At 72.4% G+C, this 21,058-nt stretch carries 22 protein-coding genes; 12 read left to right on the forward strand and 10 right to left on the reverse strand.

Annotated features, from left to right (window positions below):
* Positions 1-192 precede the first annotated feature (192 nt).
* On the forward strand, positions 193-1,020 hold the full coding sequence (locus VK923_13160) for an ABC transporter ATP-binding protein (protein ID HSJ45622.1): 828 nt from the start codon (positions 193-195) through the stop codon (positions 1,018-1,020).
* Between the two features lie 31 nt (positions 1,021-1,051).
* Positions 1,052-1,912, forward strand: a complete 861-nt coding sequence (locus VK923_13165; GenBank protein ID HSJ45623.1) for an ABC transporter permease — start codon at positions 1,052-1,054, stop codon at positions 1,910-1,912.
* A gap of 32 nt (positions 1,913-1,944) precedes the next feature.
* On the opposite strand, the gene VK923_13170 is transcribed toward VK923_13165, so the two are convergent.
* The 4 genes from VK923_13170 to VK923_13185 are packed head-to-tail and all read right to left on the reverse strand — an operon-like array spanning position 1,945 to position 5,263.
* A complete protein-coding gene (locus VK923_13170) occupies positions 1,945-2,790 on the reverse strand; it encodes an ABC transporter permease subunit (GenBank protein ID HSJ45624.1) in 846 nt (281 codons plus the stop codon).
* A 19-nt stretch (positions 2,791-2,809) separates the two neighbouring features.
* Positions 2,810-3,733, reverse strand: a complete 924-nt coding sequence (locus VK923_13175) for an ABC transporter ATP-binding protein (protein HSJ45625.1) — start codon at positions 3,731-3,733, stop codon at positions 2,810-2,812.
* The gene (locus VK923_13180) at positions 3,720-4,754 is read right to left on the reverse strand and encodes a hypothetical protein (GenBank protein ID HSJ45626.1); all 1,035 of its coding nucleotides are present in this window, start codon (positions 4,752-4,754) and stop codon (positions 3,720-3,722) included. Before VK923_13180 ends, VK923_13175 begins: the two co-directional genes overlap by 14 nt.
* Positions 4,751-5,263 (reverse strand): sigma-70 family RNA polymerase sigma factor, encoded by a 513-nt coding sequence (locus VK923_13185; GenBank protein ID HSJ45627.1) that lies wholly within the window; start codon positions 5,261-5,263, stop codon positions 4,751-4,753. The genes VK923_13180 and VK923_13185 overlap by 4 nt, the downstream gene beginning before the upstream one ends.
* Positions 5,264-5,540: 277 nt before the next feature.
* On the opposite strand from VK923_13185, the gene VK923_13190 reads away from it, so the two are divergent.
* Both VK923_13190 and VK923_13195 read left to right on the forward strand, forming a co-directional pair.
* Positions 5,541-6,446 carry an ABC transporter ATP-binding protein gene (locus VK923_13190; protein HSJ45628.1) on the forward strand — a complete coding sequence of 302 codons (906 nt, stop codon included), beginning with the start codon at positions 5,541-5,543 and terminating at the stop codon, positions 6,444-6,446.
* Positions 6,436-8,118: an ABC transporter permease gene (locus tag VK923_13195; GenBank protein ID HSJ45629.1), complete on the forward strand. Its 1,683-nt coding sequence runs from the start codon at positions 6,436-6,438 to the stop codon at positions 8,116-8,118. Before VK923_13190 ends, VK923_13195 begins: the two co-directional genes overlap by 11 nt.
* An 83-nt stretch (positions 8,119-8,201) precedes the next feature.
* Here VK923_13195 and VK923_13200 read toward each other — a convergent pair whose 3' ends face one another.
* Together VK923_13200 and VK923_13205 are read right to left on the reverse strand one after the other, a co-directional pair.
* Complete coding sequence (locus tag VK923_13200; protein HSJ45630.1) at positions 8,202-8,867, reverse strand: TIGR04282 family arsenosugar biosynthesis glycosyltransferase; 666 nt, start codon at positions 8,865-8,867, stop codon at positions 8,202-8,204.
* The gene (locus tag VK923_13205; GenBank protein ID HSJ45631.1) at positions 8,864-11,116 is read right to left on the reverse strand and encodes a hypothetical protein; all 2,253 of its coding nucleotides are present in this window, start codon (positions 11,114-11,116) and stop codon (positions 8,864-8,866) included. The genes VK923_13200 and VK923_13205 overlap by 4 nt, the downstream gene beginning before the upstream one ends.
* 191 nt (positions 11,117-11,307) lie before the next feature.
* Between VK923_13205 and VK923_13210 the strand changes: the two genes are divergently transcribed.
* The 5 genes from VK923_13210 to VK923_13230 all read left to right on the forward strand — a co-directional run bounded on the left by VK923_13210 (position 11,308) and on the right by VK923_13230 (position 14,903).
* Positions 11,308-11,451 (forward strand): hypothetical protein, encoded by a 144-nt coding sequence (locus tag VK923_13210; GenBank protein ID HSJ45632.1) that lies wholly within the window; start codon positions 11,308-11,310, stop codon positions 11,449-11,451.
* Between the two features lie 16 nt (positions 11,452-11,467).
* Positions 11,468-12,205 carry a hypothetical protein gene (locus VK923_13215; GenBank protein ID HSJ45633.1) on the forward strand — a complete coding sequence of 246 codons (738 nt, stop codon included), beginning with the start codon at positions 11,468-11,470 and terminating at the stop codon, positions 12,203-12,205.
* A 188-nt stretch (positions 12,206-12,393) separates the two neighbouring features.
* Positions 12,394-12,555, forward strand: coding sequence for a hypothetical protein (locus tag VK923_13220; GenBank protein HSJ45634.1), 162 nt, complete (start codon positions 12,394-12,396; stop codon positions 12,553-12,555).
* A gap of 45 nt (positions 12,556-12,600) precedes the next feature.
* On the forward strand, positions 12,601-13,530 hold the full coding sequence (locus VK923_13225) for a substrate-binding domain-containing protein (protein ID HSJ45635.1): 930 nt from the start codon (positions 12,601-12,603) through the stop codon (positions 13,528-13,530).
* Positions 13,440-14,903, forward strand: coding sequence for a hypothetical protein (locus tag VK923_13230; protein ID HSJ45636.1), 1,464 nt, complete (start codon positions 13,440-13,442; stop codon positions 14,901-14,903). Before VK923_13225 ends, VK923_13230 begins: the two co-directional genes overlap by 91 nt.
* Here VK923_13230 and VK923_13235 read toward each other — a convergent pair.
* Complete coding sequence (locus tag VK923_13235; protein HSJ45637.1) at positions 14,884-15,276, reverse strand: cupin domain-containing protein; 393 nt, start codon at positions 15,274-15,276, stop codon at positions 14,884-14,886. The genes VK923_13230 and VK923_13235 overlap by 20 nt on opposite strands.
* Before the next feature lie 26 nt (positions 15,277-15,302).
* Entirely contained in the window at positions 15,303-17,096 is a 1,794-nt protein-coding gene (locus VK923_13240; GenBank protein HSJ45638.1) for a DUF294 nucleotidyltransferase-like domain-containing protein, read from the reverse strand.
* 402 nt (positions 17,097-17,498) lie between these two features.
* Here VK923_13240 and VK923_13245 point away from each other — a divergent pair, with 402 nt between their 5' ends.
* The 3 genes from VK923_13245 to VK923_13255 are packed head-to-tail and all read left to right on the forward strand — an operon-like array spanning position 17,499 to position 19,203.
* Positions 17,499-17,681 (forward strand): hypothetical protein, encoded by a 183-nt coding sequence (locus VK923_13245; GenBank protein HSJ45639.1) that lies wholly within the window; start codon positions 17,499-17,501, stop codon positions 17,679-17,681.
* Between the two features lie 52 nt (positions 17,682-17,733).
* On the forward strand, positions 17,734-18,474 hold the full coding sequence (gene pgl, locus VK923_13250; protein HSJ45640.1) for a 6-phosphogluconolactonase: 741 nt from the start codon (positions 17,734-17,736) through the stop codon (positions 18,472-18,474).
* 48 nt (positions 18,475-18,522) lie between these two features.
* Complete coding sequence (locus tag VK923_13255) at positions 18,523-19,203, forward strand: MgtC/SapB family protein (GenBank protein HSJ45641.1); 681 nt, start codon at positions 18,523-18,525, stop codon at positions 19,201-19,203.
* 50 nt (positions 19,204-19,253) lie between these two features.
* On the opposite strand, the gene VK923_13260 is transcribed toward VK923_13255, so the two are convergent.
* Both VK923_13260 and VK923_13265 read right to left on the reverse strand, forming a co-directional pair.
* Entirely contained in the window at positions 19,254-19,976 is a 723-nt protein-coding gene (locus tag VK923_13260) for a glycosyltransferase family 2 protein (GenBank protein ID HSJ45642.1), read from the reverse strand.
* Positions 19,976-21,049, reverse strand: coding sequence for an NAD-dependent epimerase/dehydratase family protein (locus VK923_13265; GenBank protein ID HSJ45643.1), 1,074 nt, complete (start codon positions 21,047-21,049; stop codon positions 19,976-19,978). Before VK923_13265 ends, VK923_13260 begins: the two co-directional genes overlap by 1 nt.
* Between the last annotated feature and the right edge of the window lie 9 nt (positions 21,050-21,058).

Genomic DNA, 21,058 nt, shown 5'->3' on the forward strand with positions numbered 1-21,058 from the left:
TCAGTGCAATGCAACCCCCCACTGTTCAGCGCAATGCACCCCCGACGTCGCACGTCACCCTTCCGTCCAGCGTCCACGCCCTGTAGCGTGAGGTGCATGTTGGCGGTCCGGTAACCCGACCCGGCTCCCGCGCGCACCACCGCGGCGGGAGCTGTGGTCCGTGCGTCCGCACACCTCACATCGGAGCCGCCGATGTCCTCCCCACCCATCGCGGGCACCACGCCCGCCATCGCGCTCGTCTCGCTCGGCAAGATCTTCCGCCGCGCCGAGGGCGCCGCCCTGCGGTCGCGCGGCACCGTGACGGCGCTCGACGACATCACGTTCGAGGTCGCACAGCGCGAGACGGTCGCGGTGCTCGGCCAGAACGGCTCGGGCAAGTCGACCCTGGTGCGCGTCCTGTCGACCCTGCTGCTGCCCGAGCACGGCAGCGCGCGCGTGTTCGGCCACGACGTTGTCGCCGAAGCGGCCGTCGTGCGCCGCCTCGTCAACCGCGTGTCGGTCGAGGCGTCGTTCTTCAAGCGCATGTCGGCCGTCGAAAACCTGAGCTACGCCGCGAGGTTCCACGGGCTGACGCCCTCGCGGACGCGGTCGGCCATCCCTGTGATCCTCAGCGCCATCGGCTTTCCACCGGACCGCCGCGGCGAGCCTATGGAGAACCTGTCGCGCGGCATGCAGCAGAAGGTCGCGCTCGCGCGGGCGCTGCTGACGTCACCCACGCTGCTGCTGCTCGACGAACCGACCACCGGGCTCGATCCGCGGTCGAGGCGCGAGGTGCAGCAGTTCGTGCGCGAGATGCGCAACCGCCACGACGTGACGATCCTGCTGTGCACCCATGACCTCGACGAGGCCGAGGCGCTCGCCGATCGGATCGGCGTGCTTGACCGTGGCCAGCTGATCGCGCTCGACACGGTCACCGGCCTGTGCCGCCGCTACGACGCCTCGTCGCTGGAGGACATGTTCTTCGCCGCGACCGGCCGGACGCTCGCCGACGAGGCCGACGACCAGGAGGTCCACGCATGACCGGCGCCATGCGGAGGGAGACGAGGCAGCCGTGACCGCTCACCGTCCCGGGCACGCGTCGGAGCGCGGCGCCTGGTCGCTGCGCCACGAGCTCATCGGGCTGTCGGGCATCGTCGAGCGCAACTTCTACCTGGTCCGGCGCTACGTTTGGTGGGACCTGGCGTTCTTCGTGTGGACCGTGGCCAACACGCTGACCGTGGTGTTCATCGCCCGCGGGGTCGAGGCCACCGGAGGCACGCTCGACGTCAACCGCACCGCGGCGTACCTGCTGATCGGCGGCGTCGTCTGGGCCTACCTCGGGAACATCTTCGAGATCATCACGGAGACGGTCGCGTGGGAGCGCTGGGAGGGCACGATCGAGTACACGTTCATGGCGCCGTTGTCCCGTCCTGTGCACCTGCTCGGGATGGGAGCGTTCGCGATCCTGTACGGGGTGGCGAGGGCCACGCTGCTGTTCGGCGTGTGCGCGATGTTCTTCGACCTGGCCCTGCCGGGTGCGGACTACGGCGCCGCGTTGCTGGTCCTGAGCGTGGCCTCGGTGTCGTTCGTCGGGCTCGGGATGATGACCGCCGTCCTGCCGCTGATCTCGCCCGAGAAGGGCACGCAGCTCGGCTTCGTCGCGCAGGGCGTCCTGCTGGTGGTCTCGGGCGTCTACGCCCCGGTCGCCGTGCTGCCGGGCTGGATGCAGGCGATCGCGACCGTCTCGCCGGCGACCTACGCGCTCGACGGGATCCGCGGTGCGATCCTGTCGGGAGAGGGTGTGGCCACGATGGGCGACGAGCTGCTCCCGCTCGCCGTCATCGGCGTCGTGACGATCCCGCTGGGCCTCGCCGTGTTCCGGGCCGGCGAGCGCTACGCCAAGCGCCACGGCAAGTTGAAGCGCAGCGGCTGACCGACCGTGCAGCCGGTCTGCGAGGAAGACCTCTAGAGGTCGCGGCGGCGCAGCCGCCATGCCGCGAGCAGCAGCAGGATCACCGCGTAGCAGACCGACCAGACGATCAGCGACGTCGGCGGCGGCGCGGAGCCGGCGAACGGGTTGCCACCCGCGGCCTGGCGTGCGACCAGCAGCGCCGACGGCTGTTGGAGGTAGAACGATGCCCCGCGCCAGAGCGCGTCGCTGGGGATGAGCAGGCTCGTGCCGATGCCGATCAGCTGCATCGTCTGGTTGCGCAGCTGGTCGCCCACCAGCTCGATGATGCCGGCCAGCCACGCGACACCGAACAGGCAGAAGGTCACCACACCACTGGTGACGCCCGACCACGTCGTGCTCGCCAGGAGCCCGACCGAAAGGAGGACGACCAGCTCGAGCGCCAGCACCGCCAGCGCCCGTACCGGATCCAAGGGGCTGTACTCGGCGATGCCGGTTGCGATGCCCAGCACCGCCATGGTCATCAACGTGATGTAGCCCACCGTCACGAGCACGAACGCCAGCCACCGTTGGGCCAGCCATGACGTGCGGGACAGCGGCCGGGCGAGCACGGCGTGCAGCACCCCGGAATCGACCTCGGTGGCGACTGCGCCACTGGCCAGGAAGATCGCCAGCAGCGCCGCGAGGAACCGCACGATGTACAGGCCGAGCACGGTGATGATCGTCGCACCGAGCGCCAGCTCGACGCGATCCGTGCCCCGGGAGGTCACGTTGCTGTACAGCGCGTGGAACCCGAAGCCGAACAGCGCGAGGAACGCGACGCTGAGGACCACACCGATCAGCACGAGCCGCCGGCTCACGGCCTCGCGCATGCTCAGCCGGGTGATCGCCAGCGCCGTCACCGTCGCCCACCTCCGACGGTCATCCCGACTCCTCCCTGCCGACCAGCCCGACGAAGGCGTCCTCGAGCGAGCGCCGGAGCGGGACCAGCGCCCGGATCCGCGCACCCGACTGCACGAGATCGACCGCCAGGCGCGGGACGCCGTCGGGATCCTCGACGCCGAGCAGGACCTCGTGGTCGTCGGACGCCACGATGCGACCGTGCCCCGCGACGAGGTCCAGCGTGCGCTGATCGACCCGATCGAGCTGGATGCGCACCTCCACCGCCGCGGAGCGGACCTCGTCGAGGGTGCCACTGCGCAGGACGACGCCGCGGTCGATGACCACCACGTTGTCGCAGACCAGCTCGACCTCGCTCAGCAGGTGCGAATTGAGGAGCACGGCAACATCGTCGGCGGCCAGGCCACGGATCAGCTCGCGGATCTCACGCCGGCCCAGCGGGTCCATCGCCGACGTCGGCTCGTCGAGCAGGACCAGGTCCGGCTCGCTGACTAGGGCCTGTGCGAGCCCCAGCCGCTGCGTCATCCCCTTGGAGTATCCGCGGATGCGATCGTCGCCACGGCCCTCGAGGCCGACCAGTGCGAGCAGCTCCAGCAGCCTGCCCGCCTCCCGTCGCGGATCGCGGCCCGCCAGCCGCGCGTGGAAGCGTAGCAGCTCGATCCCAGTCAGCCATTCTGGGAAGCGGAAGTGCTCGGGCAGGTAGCCGAGGCGACGCCGGGCGGTCGGCTCGGCGACCGGCACCCCGAACAGCTCAGCGCGGCCGGCGGTCGCGTGCACCAGCCCCGTGAGGATCTTGACCGTCGTCGTCTTGCCGGCGCCGTTCGGCCCGAGCAGGCCGACGACCTGGCCGGGCCCGACGTCCAGGTCGAGTGAGTCCAGCGCGACGTGGCGGCCGTACCGCTTGTGCAGGCCGCGGGCGCGGATCGGTGCACTAGCCGATGCCATCGGCGACGTCGCGCAGCACGTCGATGTCGAGCCCCTCGGCACCGACCGCGTGGATGCGACCGTCCGCCTGCCACAGCAGTCCCGAGCCGGCCGCGTCGTCGAGCATCAGCGCCGGCGCTCCTCCGACCGTCGTGTCCTCCCACACCACGGTGTCCACCGGGACGGGGACCGGCACCGTCGACGTCCAGTCGTCGATCTCGGTGAGCTGGCGCGCGAGGTCCTCGGGAACCTCGGGGCGGCTGAGCAGGTACTCCCGGATCGCGCCGAGCTCAGCACCCTGCGCCTCGACGGCCAGCTGCCCCGCTTCGCCGACCATCAGCTGGTCCCCTTCGACGTCGTAGGTCGACGCGACCGCGCCGGGGATCGACACGACCAGCTGCGCGCCGTCGAGCGCCGGCGGCAGGTCGGGCGCACGGTCACCACGGAGGGTCAGGCGCGCGGTGTCCGGGGGCGACGCCACGATGCCGTCGAGCGTCGCATCGTCGGGCAGGGCGCCCACGTCGGTCGGTTCGAAGCCGCTGACCTCCGCTGCCTGCGCGAGGGTGTCGACCGCCTCCGGACCCGCCATGTCCCTGCCGCCGGTGTCCACGTCGACGATCTCCGCCAGCTGGTCGAGGTCTGCCATCGACTGGTCGGGATCGAAGGTCACGACTTCGAACCGCTCCGAGCGGAAGCCCTCGAGGAAGTCCGCGGCCGCCTGCCGTCCAGTGGGCGTGAACACCGCCAGGCCCGCGACGAGCAGCGCCACGACGCCGGCCGCGATGCCGATCGGCAGCCGGAGCCGGCGGGGCGCCCGCGTCGGGGAGCGGCCTATGGCACGCCAGGCGGCGTCGACTTCGACGTCGTGCGCGCGTGGCGACTCGGCGCCGAGGTCGGCGACGGCGCGGGCGGTGAAGCGGGCGTTGTCGGCGACCGCCGCCAGCCGTCCGGCGCACGCTCCACAGCCGTCAACGTGCCTCGCGATCCGCTCGTCGGCCGCGTCGAGGTGCGCGCGGAGCAGCTCGTCGGTAGGACAGCTCATGGTTCCAGCTCCTCGTAGTGGCGTCGGAACGCGTGCTCGCCCCTGGTGAGCAGCACGCCGACCGAACCGGTCGCGACGCCCAGGACCGCTGCGATCTCGGCGTAGCGGTAGCCGCTGTGCCGTAGCAGCAGGCAGGTGCGCTGGCGCTCCGGCAGCGCCGCCAGCGCCGCGCGCACGCGCGCCCGCTCCTCCGAGCGGACCACCTGTGCGAGCTGGGGCCCCGACGGGTCGGCCACGCGCAACGGCCGCTCGGCCGCAGCCGAGCGTCGGGTCCGCGCATCGGCGCGCCGGCGACCCCGCAGCCGGTTGAAGGCGCCGTTGATCGTCACCCGGCGCAGCCAGGCCGCGACCTCGTCGTCGGGCCGCTCGAGCACGGCATGGGTCGACAGCGTGGTCAGCGCCTCCTGGACGATGTCCTCGGCCTCGTCGGTGTCACCCGTGACGCGGGCCGCCAGACGCACCAGCTCGGCGTAGCGCCGGTGGAAGACGTCGGCGAACCTGTCGTCCACTACGGCCCCACCTGCCGGCTCATCGTGGCCCCGTTCGCTCCGCGGGTCGGTCACATGGTCAACACCGCCGACGTCCATTCTCTTACACCTCTGTGGGGCCTGGTTCCACAGACGACTGGTGGACCGGCTCCGCCGGGCCTTGGCCTCTGTGGGGCCTGGTTCCACAGACGACTGGTGGACCGGCTCCGCCGGGCCTTGATCCCACGCCCCACTACTGTGTGGGCGACATCGGCAGTGAGGCGATCATGACCGCACGACCCCCACAGCGCGGCCGACGATGAGCGCGATCGTCGTCAAGGACCTGCGCAAGCACTACGGCGACCTCGCCGCCGTCGACGGGCTGAGCTTCGAGGTGCGCGAGGGCGAGTGCTTCTGCGTGCTCGGTCCCAACGGCGCCGGCAAGACGACCACCGTTGAGATCCTCGAGGGCCACCGGGACCGCACCGGCGGCGAGGTGGAGGTCCTCGGCTTCGACCCGCGTGACGGTGGGCGTGACTTCAGGGAGCGGATCGGCATCGTGCTGCAGGAGGCGGGCGTCGACGACGAGTTCACCGTGCGCGAGCTGGTCACCCTGTACCGGGGGATGTATCCGCGGCGCCGCGACGTCCAGGAGCTGATCGAGCTCGTCGGGCTCGCCGAGAAGGCCGACGCACGGGTCAAGACGCTGTCGGGCGGCCAGCGGCGGCGGCTCGACCTGGCGCTGGGCCTCGTGGGCGATCCCGAGCTGCTGTTCCTCGACGAGCCCACCACCGGGTTCGACCCGTCGGCGCGGCGCAAGGCGTGGGGCCTCGTCGACAACCTGAGGGAGCTCGGCAAGACCATCGTGCTGACCACCCACTACATGGACGAGGCGCAGCACCTCGCGGACCGGCTCGCCGTGATCGCCAGGGGACGGCTGGTCGCCATGGGCACGCCCGACGAGCTCGGCGACCAGCAGTCCGACGCGGCGTTGATCAGCTTCCGCCTGCCCGCCGGGGTCGCTGGTGGCGACCTGCCGGCGCTCGGCGCGATCCAGGTCGACGGGCCGCAGGTCACCACGCGGACGGCGACGCCGACCGCGACGCTGACGACGCTGACCCGGTGGGCGACCGATCGCGGCATCGAGCTCGAGTCGCTGCGCCTGGACCGCCCGACGCTGGAGGACGTGTACCTGCGGCTGGTCGGCGACGCCGATGACGGTTGACACCGCCCCGAGCGGCGCGGTCGAGACCGGCAGGCCGTCGGGGGCGTCGCTGGTCTGGTCGTACCTGCGCTACGAGAACCGTGCGTTCTGGCGCTCGCCGATCGCGGCGTTCTTCACCATCATCTTCCCGCTGCTGTTCCTGGTGCTGCTCAGCAGCCTGGTCGGCAACGAGGAGATCCCCGACTCCGGCGGCCTGCGCGTGGCGCAGTTCCTGACGCCGGCGATCGCCGCGTTCGCCGCGACCACCGCCTCGTTCACGTCGCTGGCCATCGGGGTGGTCATCGAGCGTGACGACGGCCTGCTCAAGCGTGCCCGCGGCACGCCCCTGGCGCCGTGGATGTACATGGCCGCGCGCATCGGCTCGACGGTGTGGGTCGCGCTGGTCTCGGTCGCGCTGATGATCACCGCCGGCGTGGCCTTCTTCGGCGTCCAGCTCGTCGGTCGGACCGCACCGGCCGCCGTGCTGACGATCATGGTCGGCATCGGCTGCTTCGCGGCGCTCGGGCTGGCGATCGTCTCGGTCGCGCCGTCGCAGGGCGCGACCCAGGCGCTGACCAACGCGATCATCCTGCCGCTGGCGTTCATCTCGGACATCTTCGCCATCGGCGAGCTGCCGACGTGGCTCGAACGCATCGGCTGGTTCTTCCCGCTCAAGCACTTCGTCAACGCGCTGGCCGACACGTTCGACCCCTTCTCAACCGGACCCCAGGTCTCGTGGGATCACCTGGCCGTGATGACGGCGTGGGGACTTGCCGGTGCGGTCGTCGCCCTGCGCTTCTTCCGGTGGGAGCCCGGGCCCGCGGGGCTGACGCGGTCCCGGCGTGGCACCCGCGGGACGGAGGAGCCACCCCCGGCACCTGACCCGGCCGGGGTGCTGCAACCGATCGAGCGAACCGAACGACCCGGCATCGCGAGCATGGTCGCGAGCCAGGCCACCTACGCGGTGCGGGCGTTCTGGCGCGATACGGCCTCGGCGTTCTTCACGGTCGGCTTCCCCGTGATGCTCCTGCTGCTGCTGCCCGTCGTGTTCGGCGACGCCGAGCTGGCCAACCGTGGCGGCGTGCCGCTGACCCAGTTCCTCGCGCCCGTGCTGGCTGTGTTCGGCGCGGCGACCGCCGCCTACGCCGACTTCTCGGAGCGTGTCGCCCGCGCCCGGGACCAGGGTGTCCTCAAGCGGATCCACGGTACGCCGCTGCCTGTGTGGGCGTTCATGGCGGGCCGCGTGACCTCGGCGGTCGTCGTCGCGTTCGTCAGCCTCACCCTGACGATGGCGGTCGGCATCATCGTGCACGACGTCGAACTCGTGCCGGAAGCGCTGCCCGGCCTCATCACGTCGGTGGTCGTCGGCATCGCGTGCTTCGCGGCGCTCGGCCTGGCGCTGGCCACGATCGCGCCCAACGCCCGCGCGGTCCCGGCGATCGCCAACGCGACGCTACTGCCGCTGGCGTTCTTCTCCGACATCTTCCTCATCGGCGAGCTGCCCCCGTGGATGGACGCCGTCGGCTGGATCTTCCCGCTGAAGCACTTCGCCAACGCGGTCGCCGACGCGGTGAACCCCGCGGTGCCCGGCGCCGGCTTCTTCTGGGACCACCTGGCCGTGATGGCCGTGTGGGGCATCGCCGGCGCGTTCGTGGCGCTGCGGTTCTGGACGTGGGAGCCGCGCAACGCCTGACCTGGCGACGCCCGTCACTGCATGGCGCGATCGGCCCCTGCGCCCCGCATCCGCAGCCGCCGCGATGTGGGGCCGCCACGGCGCTACGCGGTCGGGCGCGTCCCCAGGATGGACGTTGCCAGCGCACGGGTGCGCGGCGCCGCGTCGAGCCAGCCGCCGTCGAGCGCGGTTCGCAGGTCGTCGACCGTGTCGAGGTCCGGGCGGGCGTCCAGCACCGCGGTCCGCAGTCCCAGGCGCTCGGCCTGCGCGAGCGTGTCCGCGCCGGTGTGGGCCGTGCTCATCGGCACCGCGGAGAGCAGTGACGGCGCACAGGTCCCCGTGCCCAGCAACGTGTAGCCGCCGTCACCCGCCGGTCCGAGCACGACGTCGTGGTCGTCGAGCCGTGCGAGGGCCGCCCGCAGCACGTCAGCGTCCACCGTCGGGCAGTCCGCACCGACCAACAGCACCCTTCCGGCAGCCGCCCCGTGCAGCGTGCGGTGGGCGTGGGCGAGCCGCTCGCCGAGCCCGTCTCCCACCTGGGCGAGCAGGCGCACGCCCGCTGGGCGAAGCGCGTCGAGCACGGCGCGGTCCCCTGCGTAGGACCACCACACGGTGGCGTCCGTGGCCCGCGCGGCGGTTGTGACATCGGCGAGCATCGCCGCCGCGAGGTCGGCGGCCAGATCGGCCGACAGGCCCGGCTGCATCCGCGTCTTGACGGGGCCGGGAACCGGCGCCTTCGCGACGACGGCGATCGCGGTGCCCACCGTCACGGTGTCGCCCGGTCCCGGCGCCGGAGCCACCACGCCGCGGCCGCCAGGGCGAGGGCGGTCACCCCGGTCATGGCCAGCCCGGCGTGCAGCACGCCCGCGTCCATCGCCAGCTCGACGGTGTGGCGCCCCGCCGGAACCACCACCCCGCGCAGCACGTCGTCGACGACGATGACATCGGCCGGTCGCCCGTCGACCGTGGCGCGCCACGCCGGATGGAAGACCTCGGACACGACCAGCAGCCCGGTGCCGGTGCCCGTGACCTCGACCTCGAGGTGGTCGGTGCCGCGGCCCATCACCGTCGCGGCGCCGCGGGCGTCGCGGTCCAGGTCCGGCGGTCCGGTCGTCAGCAGCGCGGTCGTCCGCGGGTCCACGTCGCCGTCGACGAGCATCTCGAGCGCCGCGCCGGGCGCCACGCGGCGGGCGTCGTGCACGACCCATGCCCGCGGGATGGCGTCGGGGTTCACGAGCACCCGCACCTGCCGGTCCAGGTACACCACGGGCCACGAGGCGATGCGCCGCCCGACCAGGTCAGGATCGCGGTGGTCGATGCTGCAGTTGAGCACCACCCAGCGCCCGTTGAGGAGGTCGAACACGCCGCGGTCGAACGCGCGGGGGAACAGGTTGGCGACGTGGTAGTCCTGCCTGCGCCCGTTGCCCGCGGTGATCAGGTCGTCGTAGCGGGCCAGGTGGACGGGGTTGTAGCCCTGCACGTGCTCGATCCCGAGCAGCATGCTCTCGTTGTGCGCCTCGAGCCACTGCACGCTCGGGTAGTGCCAGAAGAAGAAGTACGAGGCCGAGACGACCGACCCGTCGGGACGCCGAACGGGCGTGAACGCGGCGTACCTGCCGAGCTCCCCACGGTCCCGCTGCCGCTGCAGGAACGCACCCGCCCCCGACGGCTCGTAGAAGGAGGCGGGATCGATCCGGCGCAGCAGGTCGGGGTTGCGCGGCGCATCGAGCGCGCGTCGGATCTCGACGGTGTTGGCCCAGGCCAGCTCACCCGCCAGGAGGACCAGGGCCAGGGTCGCGACCACACGCGTGGCGCCGCGGTGGGGCCGCAGGCGCGTCACGGCGATGCCCACGAGGAGCGCGACGCCCGGATAGGCGATCAGCAGCGCGCGCTGCGGCGCGTGCGTGAGCATGCGGTCGAAGCCGGGCACCACCAGCAGCGGCGCGTTCAGTGGCGTGCGCACCGGCAGCGCGAGGACGAGGGCACCGGCGACGACCGCGCCCAGCAGCCACGCCAGGCGATCGCGGCGGGCGACCCCGAGCGCAACCACGGCCACCGTCAGCGGGACGGCACCGACGTGCCAGATCCCCGGCTCGACCAGCGCGGTCCAGTCCGCGGGCCACCAGCCACCGTGCCAGTCGCTCAGGCTCTGCCCCGGGTAGCCGCCGGCGAGGTTGGTGGAGGGGTTGATCTGCAACCGCGGCCAGACGACCGCCGCGGACAGGCCCGCGCCGACGACCGCGAGCGCCGCCGCGTTGACGCCGAGGGTGCGCAGGCGGGACCGCCACGACCCGCCGGCCGACAGCGCCCGCCCGACCAGCCAGACTCCCGCCAGGACCAGGACGTACACCGTCCCCTGGCCCAGCCAGCCGCCGGTCACCTGGGTCAGTGCGATCCCGGCGAGCGCCCATGCGCCGACGCGGCGCACCCCGGCGGTGACCAGCCCCCGCTCGATGCCCAGCAGCAGCCACGGGATCCACGCCTCGACCGACACGAACGCAACGCAGCAGACATTGCGCTGGAACATGAAGCCGTTGAACGTCGCCGTCACCGCGGCGGCCAGCGCTCCGGCGACCGACAGCCGCAGCGCACGCGCCAGCACGTAGGTGCCGGTCGCGACGAGCAGCAGCTGGACGATCAGGAACGTGTGCACCGCGCGGCCGAGCTCGAACAGGGTGAACGACACCATGGCGGGCAGGTAGCCCCACCCGGACAGCGGGTCGCCGGCGGACGGCATGCCGCTGAGCACCGTCGGGTTCCACCGCGGGACGTGGAGGGCCGCGAGCTGCTCCCCCAGCCAGCCGAACCACGGGATGAACTGCGTCGCAACGTCCATGCCGACGAGCACGCCGCGACGGTGCACGACGACGTGGACGGCGATCACGACCACGGTCAGGCCGGTGAGTGCGACCCGGTCACGGCGGTCGTCGAGCACACGCGCCGGTGCCGCGCGGTGCGACGTGGCGTCACGCGGGCCCGACGCGGCGCCGCGCAGGTCCGAGGGCGCGGTGAGGCTCACGATCCGGACCGGGGCCACGCGTGCATGGCGGGGAGCGTAGTCGCCCACGTCCGCAGGCCCGCCGGCCGTTCGGGCCACGACCGTCATTCTTTCGACTCTCGCCAGAAGTGCGACGCAGGCCCGAATGCGCCTTCCGCCGCGTGCGGAGGCGCGGTACCGTGGGGGGAGCGGAACGGCCCGAAGGAGGCTCCATGGACCTCGGACGACCTGTCGCACGCCACGACATCCGGCGGCCGCACGAGATGAGCGAGCTCGAGGAGATCCTCGTCGAGAGCGCGGCCGACGAGCAGCCCGCCGACGAGCAGCCCGTGGGGTCGGAGACGTCGGAGCACTGAGCACGGCACCGGCATCGTGGAGACGCTGTTCAGTCTGACTGTGCTGGCACTGCCGCTGCTCGCTAGAGGCCTCGCCGAGGCGGTGCAGCGACGCTCGCGGAGGTCGCTGTGGTCGGGGTTCGAGCCGCAACCGGCGCCCGATCCGTTCCGTGGGTACAAGATCGCCCAGCTGATCGTCGGGCCCGACGACGATGCCTGGCTCGCCGGCGTCACGAGCCTCCGGTACGGCGTGGACGAGCTGGCGCGATGTCGCCGCCGCGGCTGCAGCCCGCCAGGCCTGGACTGCCGCTGCGGGTTCTACGCGTTCCGCGACCGCGACCGCGCCGTCGCACTGCTCGGTCAGCTCAGCGCCCGCCACCCCGCACGCAGCTACGTGCTGCTCACGGCGGACCTCGACGGTGAGGTCCTCGAGTACGAGCTGGGGTTCCGCGCCCAGCGTCAGCGCGTGCTGCGCATCGAGATCCCCAACGCCTGCTCGCGGTGCCTGCGTGACGGCTACCTGCGCCCAGCGACCACGTTCCTGGCGCACCCCCACTTCCGCGGCGAGCAGCTGCTGTACGAGCGCACCCTGTCGGCACGGATCGCCCTGCCGCTCGGGAGCGCGCCGATCCGGCCGGTGTGCCGGGACCACGTCCCCGACGGAGCCGCGCGGCGGTTCACGCTGCTCGGCCTGCGCGGGCTGACGGGCACCGAGGTCGCGCTGCTGCCCGACGCGGACCTGCCCGCGACCGGTGGCGCGGCGGAGGCGGCCTGAGCGGCTGCGGAAGCGCGCGGTTGACGAGAAGTTGACAGCGCTGAGGACCTGTGCGCTCTGCGCACCACGGTGCAGAACCTGCATTTCGGCCAGGCGCCGGGGTTACGCATGGTCACATCGGTGAGGCTACGATGCGCGCCGTACGAGCCGGCACAGGCCCTGCGGCAGGGCATTGACGAGCTGAACAGGTGCAGCAGACATCGGGGGGACGCGGCTTCGGGCGGCGTTGGCTCATCCCCGGAGTGGTCGCGGTGGTGGCTGCGGTCGGCGGCGTCCTGGTCGGCCTGGCGCTCGTCGGCTTCGACGTCGTGCCCGGCGGCGCCGAGGACGTGTCGTCCCCACTGCCGTAAGAGGGCGACACCGGGCCCCCCAGTGATTGCCGGTCAGAGGACCGGATGACGCTGATCGTGGCGGCCGGGCCGGAGATCGCGCCGGCGCTGCGACAGATCGCCGAGGACGCAGGTACCGTCACCGCCCTGCGGTGCGTCGTGATCGAGGTCACCGCTGTACCGCCGCCGACCGTCCGCGCCGCCCTGGCACAGGGGTGGGACGAGGAGGAGCGCGGACCGGCGCCACACGTCTGGGTTCCGACCACGTCGACGGAGGTCAGCCTCGCCGCCGCCGGTGGTGCCGGCGACCTCGTCGACACCGAGTCACCCTCGATCGCGACATCACCCTCTGTGATCGCCATGCCACAACCGATGGCGGACGTGCTCGGCTGGCCCGACGCGCCGATGTCGTGGGAGAGCATCGCCGACCTGGCCGCCGACGACGACGCCTGGGCCGAGCGCGACCGTCGCCAGTGGGGTGCGTTCCGGATCAGCCTCGTCGAGGACGTCGCGGCCGAACCCACGATCGGCGCGGTCGGTGCGCTGACGGATGCCGTCGGCGCCCTGCCGACGAACGCGGCGACCCGGTCGGAGGACGAGCAGTTCCATGTCAAGGCGCAGCTGCTGCTGCTGGAGCGCAAGGTCGAGTACCTGGGCGGGACGACGGGCCAGCAGCTCGACGAGATCCCTGCGACCGACCAGCGTGACGAGCTTCTGCAGACCGTGTCGGCGCTGCTGTTGACCGAGCAGATGGTCTGGATGTACAACGGCGGCGACGCGACGCTGGGCCGGACACACCCCTCGCGGCCTGGTACCCGCCCGACGGCGCGCCGGACGCCGACTACCCGTACGTCCGGCTCGACGCCCCGTGGACAGACGACGCCACGGCCGACGCGGCGGCGGAGTTGCTGCGCGCGATCGAGTCCTCCGACGGCATCGGGACGCTCCAGGCCGGCGGGTTCCGCGACAGCACCCGTGAGACCACGCCTGAGCTGATCGACGCCGAGGGCCTCCGGCCGGACCTGGCGACCGACGCACCCGAGCCGGTCGTGCCCGACATCGTCGTCGGCCCGTTGATGCAGGCGTGGCAGGACCTGAGCCAGACGGGCAACCTGCTGGCGGTCGTCGACGTCTCGGGCTCGATGAAGACCGAGGTGCCGGGCACCGGTGCCAGCCGCCTCGACCTGTCCAAGCAGGGGCTCGAGGCAGGCATCGCGCTCACGGACCCGGCGAGCTCCGGTGGACTGTGGGAGTTCTCCACCGAGCTCGACGGCAGCACCGACCACCGTGTCCTCGTGCCGCTCGGTCCGCTCAACGAGGAGGTCCGCGAAGGCGTTACCCGGCAGGAGGCCGAGATCGCCACCGTCCGGGAGCTGCAGGCGCGGGCTGACACCGGCCTGCACGACACGATCCTGGCCGGCTACGAGCACATGCTGGACAACTTCGAGCCGGGCAAGCTCAACGCGGTCATCTTCTTCACCGACGGCAAGAACGACGACGCCGATGGCGTCAGCCTCGGGCAGCTGCGCCGCCGGCTGCGGGACCTCGTCGACCCGCAGCGTCCGGTGCTGTTCATCGGCGTTGCCTACGGGGCAGAGGCGGACTTCGAGGTCCTGAACCGCGTGACGAACATCACCGGCGGCAAGCTGTACAAGCTCGACCAACCGGAGGACATCCGTGACGTCTTCATCGACGTGCAGACGGCGGCGTCGCGCAGTGACGAGGTGTGGCTCAGACCCTACAGCCGACCGAGCCGGAGGAGGTCGTCCACCGGGCAGTGCGGTCGGTCGCGCTGCACGCGCGACGCGAGCACCAGCAGGAGCATCGCCGTCGTCAGGGCATCGCCGAACGCGTGGTGGGCGCGCATCGGCGTGACGCCGAAACGCCGGGCCGTCGCGGTCAGCGACCGGCCGCGCGGGATGCGACCGTCACGCTGGTCCAGCCGGCGCACCAGCGCCATCGTGTCGATGAGCCCGGCGTGGTCCACGTCGAGCCGCCCGAGCAGGGCGCGCTCGATCCATGCGCCGTGGGCGACGACGACGCGTCCGCCGACGGCGTCGCGCAGCTGCGAGGCAACCTGGTCGAGGGGCGCGCCTTCCAGCAGCTGGTGCGGCAGCAGGCCGTGGACCGGCAGGGAGGCACGCGGCAGGCGGCCGTCATGCGCCACGAGCCGGTACCCGGCGTCAGCGAGGCGCACCCTCCCGCCGTGGATGGCCACCCATCCGACCGACAGGGGCTCCGCCTCCCGCGGCGCTGCGGTGGTGGTCTCGAAGTCGACCGCCACGAGCTCCGCGTCCCGCCAGTCACGTTCGTCGCTGCGGCGGAAGAACCACACCGCGCGGGCCGACCCTAGAGCACACGCAGGTTGACGACGATCGCCTCCTGCGTGGTCCGGGCGATGACAACCACGGCCTCGGTATCGGACGAGGGGTTCTCCTCGATGTGTGGCAGGTTCGGCGGCACGTAGACGTAGTCGCCCGGTGCCGTCTCGAGCCGGACGAGCTCGCCGTGCTCGTCGCGGAACGAGAACGCGGGCGTGCCCGCGACCACGTAGATGCCCGTCTCAGAGCGACCATGGTGATGCGGCTGGCTGGCGGTCGCGGGCGCGACGCGCGTCTCGCCCATCCACAGCGTGGACGAGCCGACCAGCTCGCCCGACAGAGCCGCGCGCCGCGTCATGCCGGTCGACTGGCTGGTGTCGTCGGACAGGTCGCCTCGCCGGATCAGTCGCAGTCCACCCATCGTGGTCTCCTGTCTGGATCGCGCCGTCATCCGAGCATGCCCGTGTGGTACCGGCTCTCGATGCTCTGCTGGGCGGTGCGGATCGCCTTGAACGTCTCGCGCAGCTGCGCACGGGCGAGCGCCTCGAGCTTCTCGGGGTCGAGCCAGTTGTCGGCCGGTCGCCCTGCGGCGTGCAGCTCGAGATGGCGCCGGAGCCGCAACCCCGTGGCCAGCTCGTAGCCGGCCCGCAGCGTCGCGGCCAGGTCGTCGGACAGCTGCCCCTCGTCCGCGGCACCCAGGAGCCGGACGTCGGTGGCGATGTCGCTGCTGCCCCGGGCGAGTGCGTGCAGGCGCGCGATGTCGGCGATCGGCAGCGTGACCCCGGCCTTGATGTCGAACGAGCCCTTGTGCTCGCCTGAACGGTCGACGGCGAACCTGCCGAAGAACCCCAGCGGCGGGCGGTGCCGCGTGGCATCGCGGGCGAGCCGGCCGAGGAAGATGCCGTTGTCGGCGGCGGTGGCGATGACCGGTGCGAGCAGCTCCCGTACCTGCAGCTCACCCGTCACGGTGCGCAGGTCGAACGCGATCGTCGAGTCCATCAGGTGCTTCTCGCTGGGCCGCTCGATCCAGTCGGCGAAGGCGCGGCGCCATCCCGAGACGTCGTGACGCCACGCGTCGTTGATCGCCATGACCCCGCCGTTGCACCTGGCGTATCCGCATCTCTCCAGGCCCGCCACGACCCACTCGGCCGAGCGCCGCCACCAGGCGTCGCCGTCGTCGTCGAGGTCGTCGGACAGCAGCAGGCCGTGATCCTGGTCGCTGTGCAGGGTCTGCTCGCGTCGCGCCTGGCTCCCGAATGCGATCCAGCCGAATGGACCCGGCGGATCCCCGTGCTCGGCGAACGCCAGGACAAGCAGGCGCCGTTGGACGCGGTCGGTGACCGTGGCGACAACCGTGCCGACGTCACCGGCGGTCGTGCCGGCGGCCAGGAGAGCGCGCACGGCGTCGGGCAGGTCGTCGACCGCCGCGGCGACGTCGTCGACGGTGGCGGCGCGGTCGATCGTCATGCGCAGATGCAGGGGGCTGCGCGTGCCGAGCTCCAGCACGTCGTTCGAGCTGAGCATGCCCACGAGCCGCCCATCCTCTGTGACAGGCAGGTGGTGGATGCCGGCCGACAGCATCTCGATCAGCGCCTCGAACACCGGCGTCTGCGCGGTGACGGTGCGGACGTCCCAGGTCGCGATGTCACCGATCGGCGTCGACGGCGAGAGCTGCCGGGCCACGAGGCGGGACCGCAGGTCGCGGTCCGTGACGATCCCGACGCGGTCGCGGTCGAGCACCACCGCCGACGAGATCCGCTGATCGGTCATGCGTCGCGCCACGGCGGCGCACGTCTCGGCGGCCTCGGCGGTGCGCACCGGTGCGTGCATGAGCGTCCTCACCGCCGCCGTCTGGAGGTCGATCGTGCGGGTCGGACGGTCCAGCACCTCCGTCAGCTGGTCAGGGGCCGCGGACCAGGCGATGTCGATCGCGCGTTCCGGCAGCCACACGACCATGCTGGGCTCGATCGGGTCGAGGCGCTCGTCGGCGGCCGGCGCGCTGAACTCGCCGCGCGTCACCAGGTCGACGGTACGGTCCGAGCCGTCGCGCACGATCAGCCCGCCGCGCTGGACCACCAGCGCCGGGGTCGCAAGACCCGTGACCCCGTCGATGTAGGCGATCTCGGCCTCGGCGGCGAGCCCGGCGAGCACGTCGCGACCGACGCCGACGAAGGCCGGGCACACCGTCAGCAGATCGACGAGGTCGTCCAGCACCTCCGCTGGCAGGTGGTCGGTGGCCATGGGACCACGATCCCCCACGCAGGTGCCGTTCATCCCGAGGCCGGCGACGGCGCCTCCCCGGCAGACGCTCGACCGGTCGAACGCAGGCTGCCAGCGGCGAGTCCCGCGCCGCACCCTCATCCGGAAGCCCACGCCGTCCGACGTCGGAGGGCAGAAGGGCCCATCCGCCTCGGGACGACGAACGCACATCGGTTTGCTGCCATGGCCGTGCCGGCGACGCGCGTTGGGTGATCGTCACGGTCCGGCCGTGAGAGGCTGACCGATGACCAGCGACAAGCGACGCAGGGCGAGGAATCCGCGCGCGGATGACGAAGACCGGCGAGCGCCACACGACGGCGCGACGACACGTCGTCGGGCCCCGGCGGCACCGACCCGCACGCTCGGCTACACCCCGCGGGGCGCGTGCACCCGGACTCGGCGGCGGCGGCGAACGCGCTCGCCCACGCCGGGGTGACCGGCCTTGGCGGGCAGCCGCTACCCGAGGCCGTCGTGTTCGGCGTGATGGGCGACCTGCTGCACGACATCCACAACACGCAGGTGCGGGCGATCGCCGCGTTGGCCGCCGCCCGGGACCGGGTGGCCTGAGCAGGCCGTCGGCGGCGGTTCCCGTTGATCGCCGGAGGGCATCCTGGCCGCCATGCGCACCGAGACCTACGCCGACGCCGACGCCGTCGCCCAGCGAACCGCCGTGGTGATCGCCGAGGCGGCCCGCGAGGGTGCCATGCGGCACGGCCGGGCGGTCCTGGCCTTCAGCGGCGGGTCGACGCCGGCGCCGATGCTGGAGCGCCTTGGGAAGATGGACCTGCGCTGGAACGCCACGCACATCCTCCAGGTCGACGAGCGGGTCGCTCCCGACGGCCACGAGGACCGCAACTGGACGATGATCACCAACAGCCTCCTGGCGGGCGCGGACATCCCGGAGGCACTGTTGCATCCCATGCCGGTGACCGACGACGACCTCGACGCGGCGGCCGGGCGCTACGCGTCACGGCTGCAGACCGTCGCGGGCGTGCCACCGGTCGCGGACGTGGTCCACCTCGGCATCGGCGCCGACGGCCACACCGCGTCGCTGGTGCCGGGCGACCCCGTCCTCGCCGTGCGCGACCGGTGGGTGGCCATCGCCGGCCCGTACCAGGGGCGCATGCGCATGACCATGACGTACCCGGCGATCAACGCGGCCCGACTCCTGGTCTGGCAGATCACTGGCGCCGAGAAGGCGGGAGCCGTCCGCGCTGGGCTCCGGGGCACCGGTGTGCCGGCGTCGAAGGTCCGCCGGCGCGACGTCGTCGTCATCGCGACGGACGACGCGGCCGCCGAGCTCCGCGGCCCTCGTAGACGATGGCCATCCGCCGTTGAAGATTCGATGAACAGCGCCTGAACACGCGGTGTACGCTTGGGTCTCATCCTCGTGACGGAAGGATGAGCGATGGCGCCCGAGGAGATGTTCCTGCGTCTGCTGATGGCCGCCTTCTGCAGCGGGCTGATCGGCTTCGAACGGGCGTCCGCGCTGCGAGCAGCAGGAATGCGCACCCACACGCTGGTCGGCGTGGGTGCGGCGGTGTTCTCAATCCTGTCGATCGCGGGGTTCGAAGCCGCCGATGAGTCACGGATCGCTGCCCAGATCGTGACGGGGGTGGGCTTCCTCGGCGCCGGAGCGATCTTCAAGGAGGGCGGATCGGTCAGCGGGCTCACCACCGCGGCCGGGCTGTGGATCACCGCCTCACTCGGCATGGCCGCCGGCTCCGGCAGCTACTCGCTCGCCGCGTTGGGCACCGTCGTGACCCTCTCGATGCTGATCGGGCTGCGGGCCGTGGACGCCGCCGTCCGCCGCCGGCGGGTGAAGGTCCAGCGCCGGCTGGAGGTCCATGTCGGCGACGTGTCGAAGCTCGAGAAGCTGCTCGCCTTCATCCAGCGCGTCGATCCGGGCGCGGAGCAGATCGACTTCACACGGACCGGCGGGTCGGAGGGCGTGCTGGTCGTGACCTGCAACGAGGACGAGGTCGCCAAGGTCGCCGACATGGTCGCCTCCCACAAGTCGGTGACGAAGGTCGAGGAGCTGTCCCCCCTGCACTGGCGGCAGAAGCCCCGCAAGTACCAGGCCACCTGACCGTCGACGGGGTCCACCGTCGGGGATCATCCTGGCGCCTGGTCAGGATGTCATGGTAGGGAGGGCGGAGCCGGCGTGGCGGCGTCCGCAGCACGCCGGAGGGCGACCGCCTGACGGAGCAGCACGGACAGCATCTTGGCAGCCGTCTTGACCGTCGGCCACGGTCGGCCCGTGACCTTCGACACGCCGGCGCGCAGACGGTAGGCGACGTCGACTTGTCCCAGCCGCAGGCCGGCGTGGGCGGCGCGCAGCGCGAACTCCAGGGGCCAGCCGTACGTGCGGTCGCGGGCGCCGATGGTGGCGACCACGTCGCCGCGCAACGCCTTGAACGGACCGATGTCGTGCAGGTCGGTGCCGGCGATACGGCCGCACACGCGCGCGAGGACGGCGTTGGCGACGCCGACGTGCCATGGCATGGCGCCCGGCTCCCGGCGCGCTGGCACACGTCGGCCGAACACGACGTCGGCTTGGCCCGCGCGCAACGGTGAGAGCAGCGCATCGAGGTCGGCCCAGTCGAAGGTCGCGTCGGCGTCGAGGATGGTGATGTACGTCGCGCCGTCGGCGGCCGCCAGGCCCCGCTGCACGGCGGCGCCGTAGCCCCGGAACGGCTCGTGGACGACGCGGGCGCCAAGCGCCGCGGCCACGGCGGCGGTGTCGTCGGTCGATGCGTTGTCGACCACCACGACGTCGAGCCACGTCGGGGCACCAGCCAGCGCCTCCGGCAGCGCGTCAGCCTCGTTGAGCGCCGGCAGGACCGCGACGACCTCGGCCATTACCGGCGCTGCTCCGCCACCAGCGAGGCGCGCAGCGGCGCGGTGGCGAACTGCGCCATGCCGTCGGCGAAGGCGACCCGGGCGGTGAACCCCAGCTCGCGCTGCGCGCGGCGGGGATCGGCGAAGACGTGGCGGACGTCGCCGGCGCTCCACCGCCCGGTCACCTCCGGCGCCGGCGCCCCGTCGCCGAACGCCAGACGCAGCGCCCGGGCCATGTCGAGCACGGTTCGCGGGTCGCCGCTCGCGACGTTGACGGCACCGTCGACGGGCGGGTCGACCAGCAGCGCGCGGACGGTGGCGTCGGCCACGTCGCTCACATGCACGAAGTCGCGCAGTTGACGACCGTCCTCGAACACCTGTGCTGCGCGACCCGCCTCGTAGGCGCTGCGGATGATGCTCGCAACGCCCGCGTACGGCGTGTCGCGGGGCATGCGCGGACCGTAGACGTTGTGGTAGCGCAGCATGGTCACCGGCACGCCACGCTCGATGCCGAAGGCACGGCACAGGTGCTCCTGGTGGAGCTTTGTCGCTGCGTAGGTGTTGCGCGGGTCGACCGGCGCGTCCTCGCCGACGGCCTCCGGCGTGAGGTCCTGGCCCGTCTGAGGGTCACGGGCTTCGAACCGCCCTGCGTCGAGGTCCTCGGGACGGCGGGGGCCGGGACGGACCAGGCGACCGTCCGGCGCCCGGTAGCGTCCCTCCCCGTAGACGACCATCGAGCTGGCAAGCACGATCCGGCCGGTGCCATCAGCCTCGGCCAGCGCCCGCAGGAACACGGCGGTGCCGAGGTCGTTGTCGCGGACGTAGTCGGGGGCGTCGAGGACGTCCTTGCCCAGCCCGACCCGCGAGGCCAGGTGCGCCACGGCGTCGGCGCCCGCCACGACCCGCGGGCGGTCAGCGACCGTGAGCAGGTCCGCCTCGACGTAGTCGACGTCGTCGCGCAGGTAGGTCGGTCGTCCGGCGTGCGCGGCATCCGACAGGATGTCGAGCACGCGCACACGGTGCCCTTCGCTGACGAGCGCGTCGACCACGTGGGAGCCGATGAAGCCGGCGCCGCCGGTGACCAGCACCTGCATGCTGTCGCT

It is taken from the genome of Euzebyales bacterium (assembly GCA_035461305.1).
Taxonomy (GTDB): Bacteria; Actinomycetota; Nitriliruptoria; order Euzebyales; family JAHELV01; genus JAHELV01.

Excerpts from the sequence above, each read along its gene's own strand:
- VK923_13180 (HSJ45626.1), bottom strand. The coding sequence starts at position 4,754 with ATGAGCTGTCCTACCGACGAGCTGCTCCGCGCGCACCTCGACGCGGCC.
- VK923_13210 (HSJ45632.1), top strand. The coding sequence starts at position 11,308 with ATGGACCTCGGACGACCTGTCGCACGCCACGACATCCGGCGGCCGCAC.
- VK923_13160 (HSJ45622.1), top strand. The coding sequence starts at position 193 with ATGTCCTCCCCACCCATCGCGGGCACCACGCCCGCCATCGCGCTCGTC.
- VK923_13260 (HSJ45642.1), bottom strand. The coding sequence starts at position 19,976 with ATGGCCGAGGTCGTCGCGGTCCTGCCGGCGCTCAACGAGGCTGACGCG.
- VK923_13240 (HSJ45638.1), bottom strand. The coding sequence starts at position 17,096 with ATGGCCACCGACCACCTGCCAGCGGAGGTGCTGGACGACCTCGTCGAT.
- VK923_13265 (HSJ45643.1), bottom strand. The coding sequence starts at position 21,049 with ATGCAGGTGCTGGTCACCGGCGGCGCCGGCTTCATCGGCTCCCACGTG.
- pgl (HSJ45640.1), top strand. The coding sequence starts at position 17,734 with ATGCGCACCGAGACCTACGCCGACGCCGACGCCGTCGCCCAGCGAACC.
- VK923_13195 (HSJ45629.1), top strand. The coding sequence starts at position 6,436 with ATGACGGTTGACACCGCCCCGAGCGGCGCGGTCGAGACCGGCAGGCCG.
- VK923_13225 (HSJ45635.1), top strand. The coding sequence starts at position 12,601 with ATGACGCTGATCGTGGCGGCCGGGCCGGAGATCGCGCCGGCGCTGCGA.
- VK923_13190 (HSJ45628.1), top strand. The coding sequence starts at position 5,541 with ATGAGCGCGATCGTCGTCAAGGACCTGCGCAAGCACTACGGCGACCTC.
- VK923_13255 (HSJ45641.1), top strand. The coding sequence starts at position 18,523 with ATGGCGCCCGAGGAGATGTTCCTGCGTCTGCTGATGGCCGCCTTCTGC.
- VK923_13175 (HSJ45625.1), bottom strand. The coding sequence starts at position 3,733 with ATGGCATCGGCTAGTGCACCGATCCGCGCCCGCGGCCTGCACAAGCGG.
- VK923_13235 (HSJ45637.1), bottom strand. The coding sequence starts at position 15,276 with ATGGGTGGACTGCGACTGATCCGGCGAGGCGACCTGTCCGACGACACC.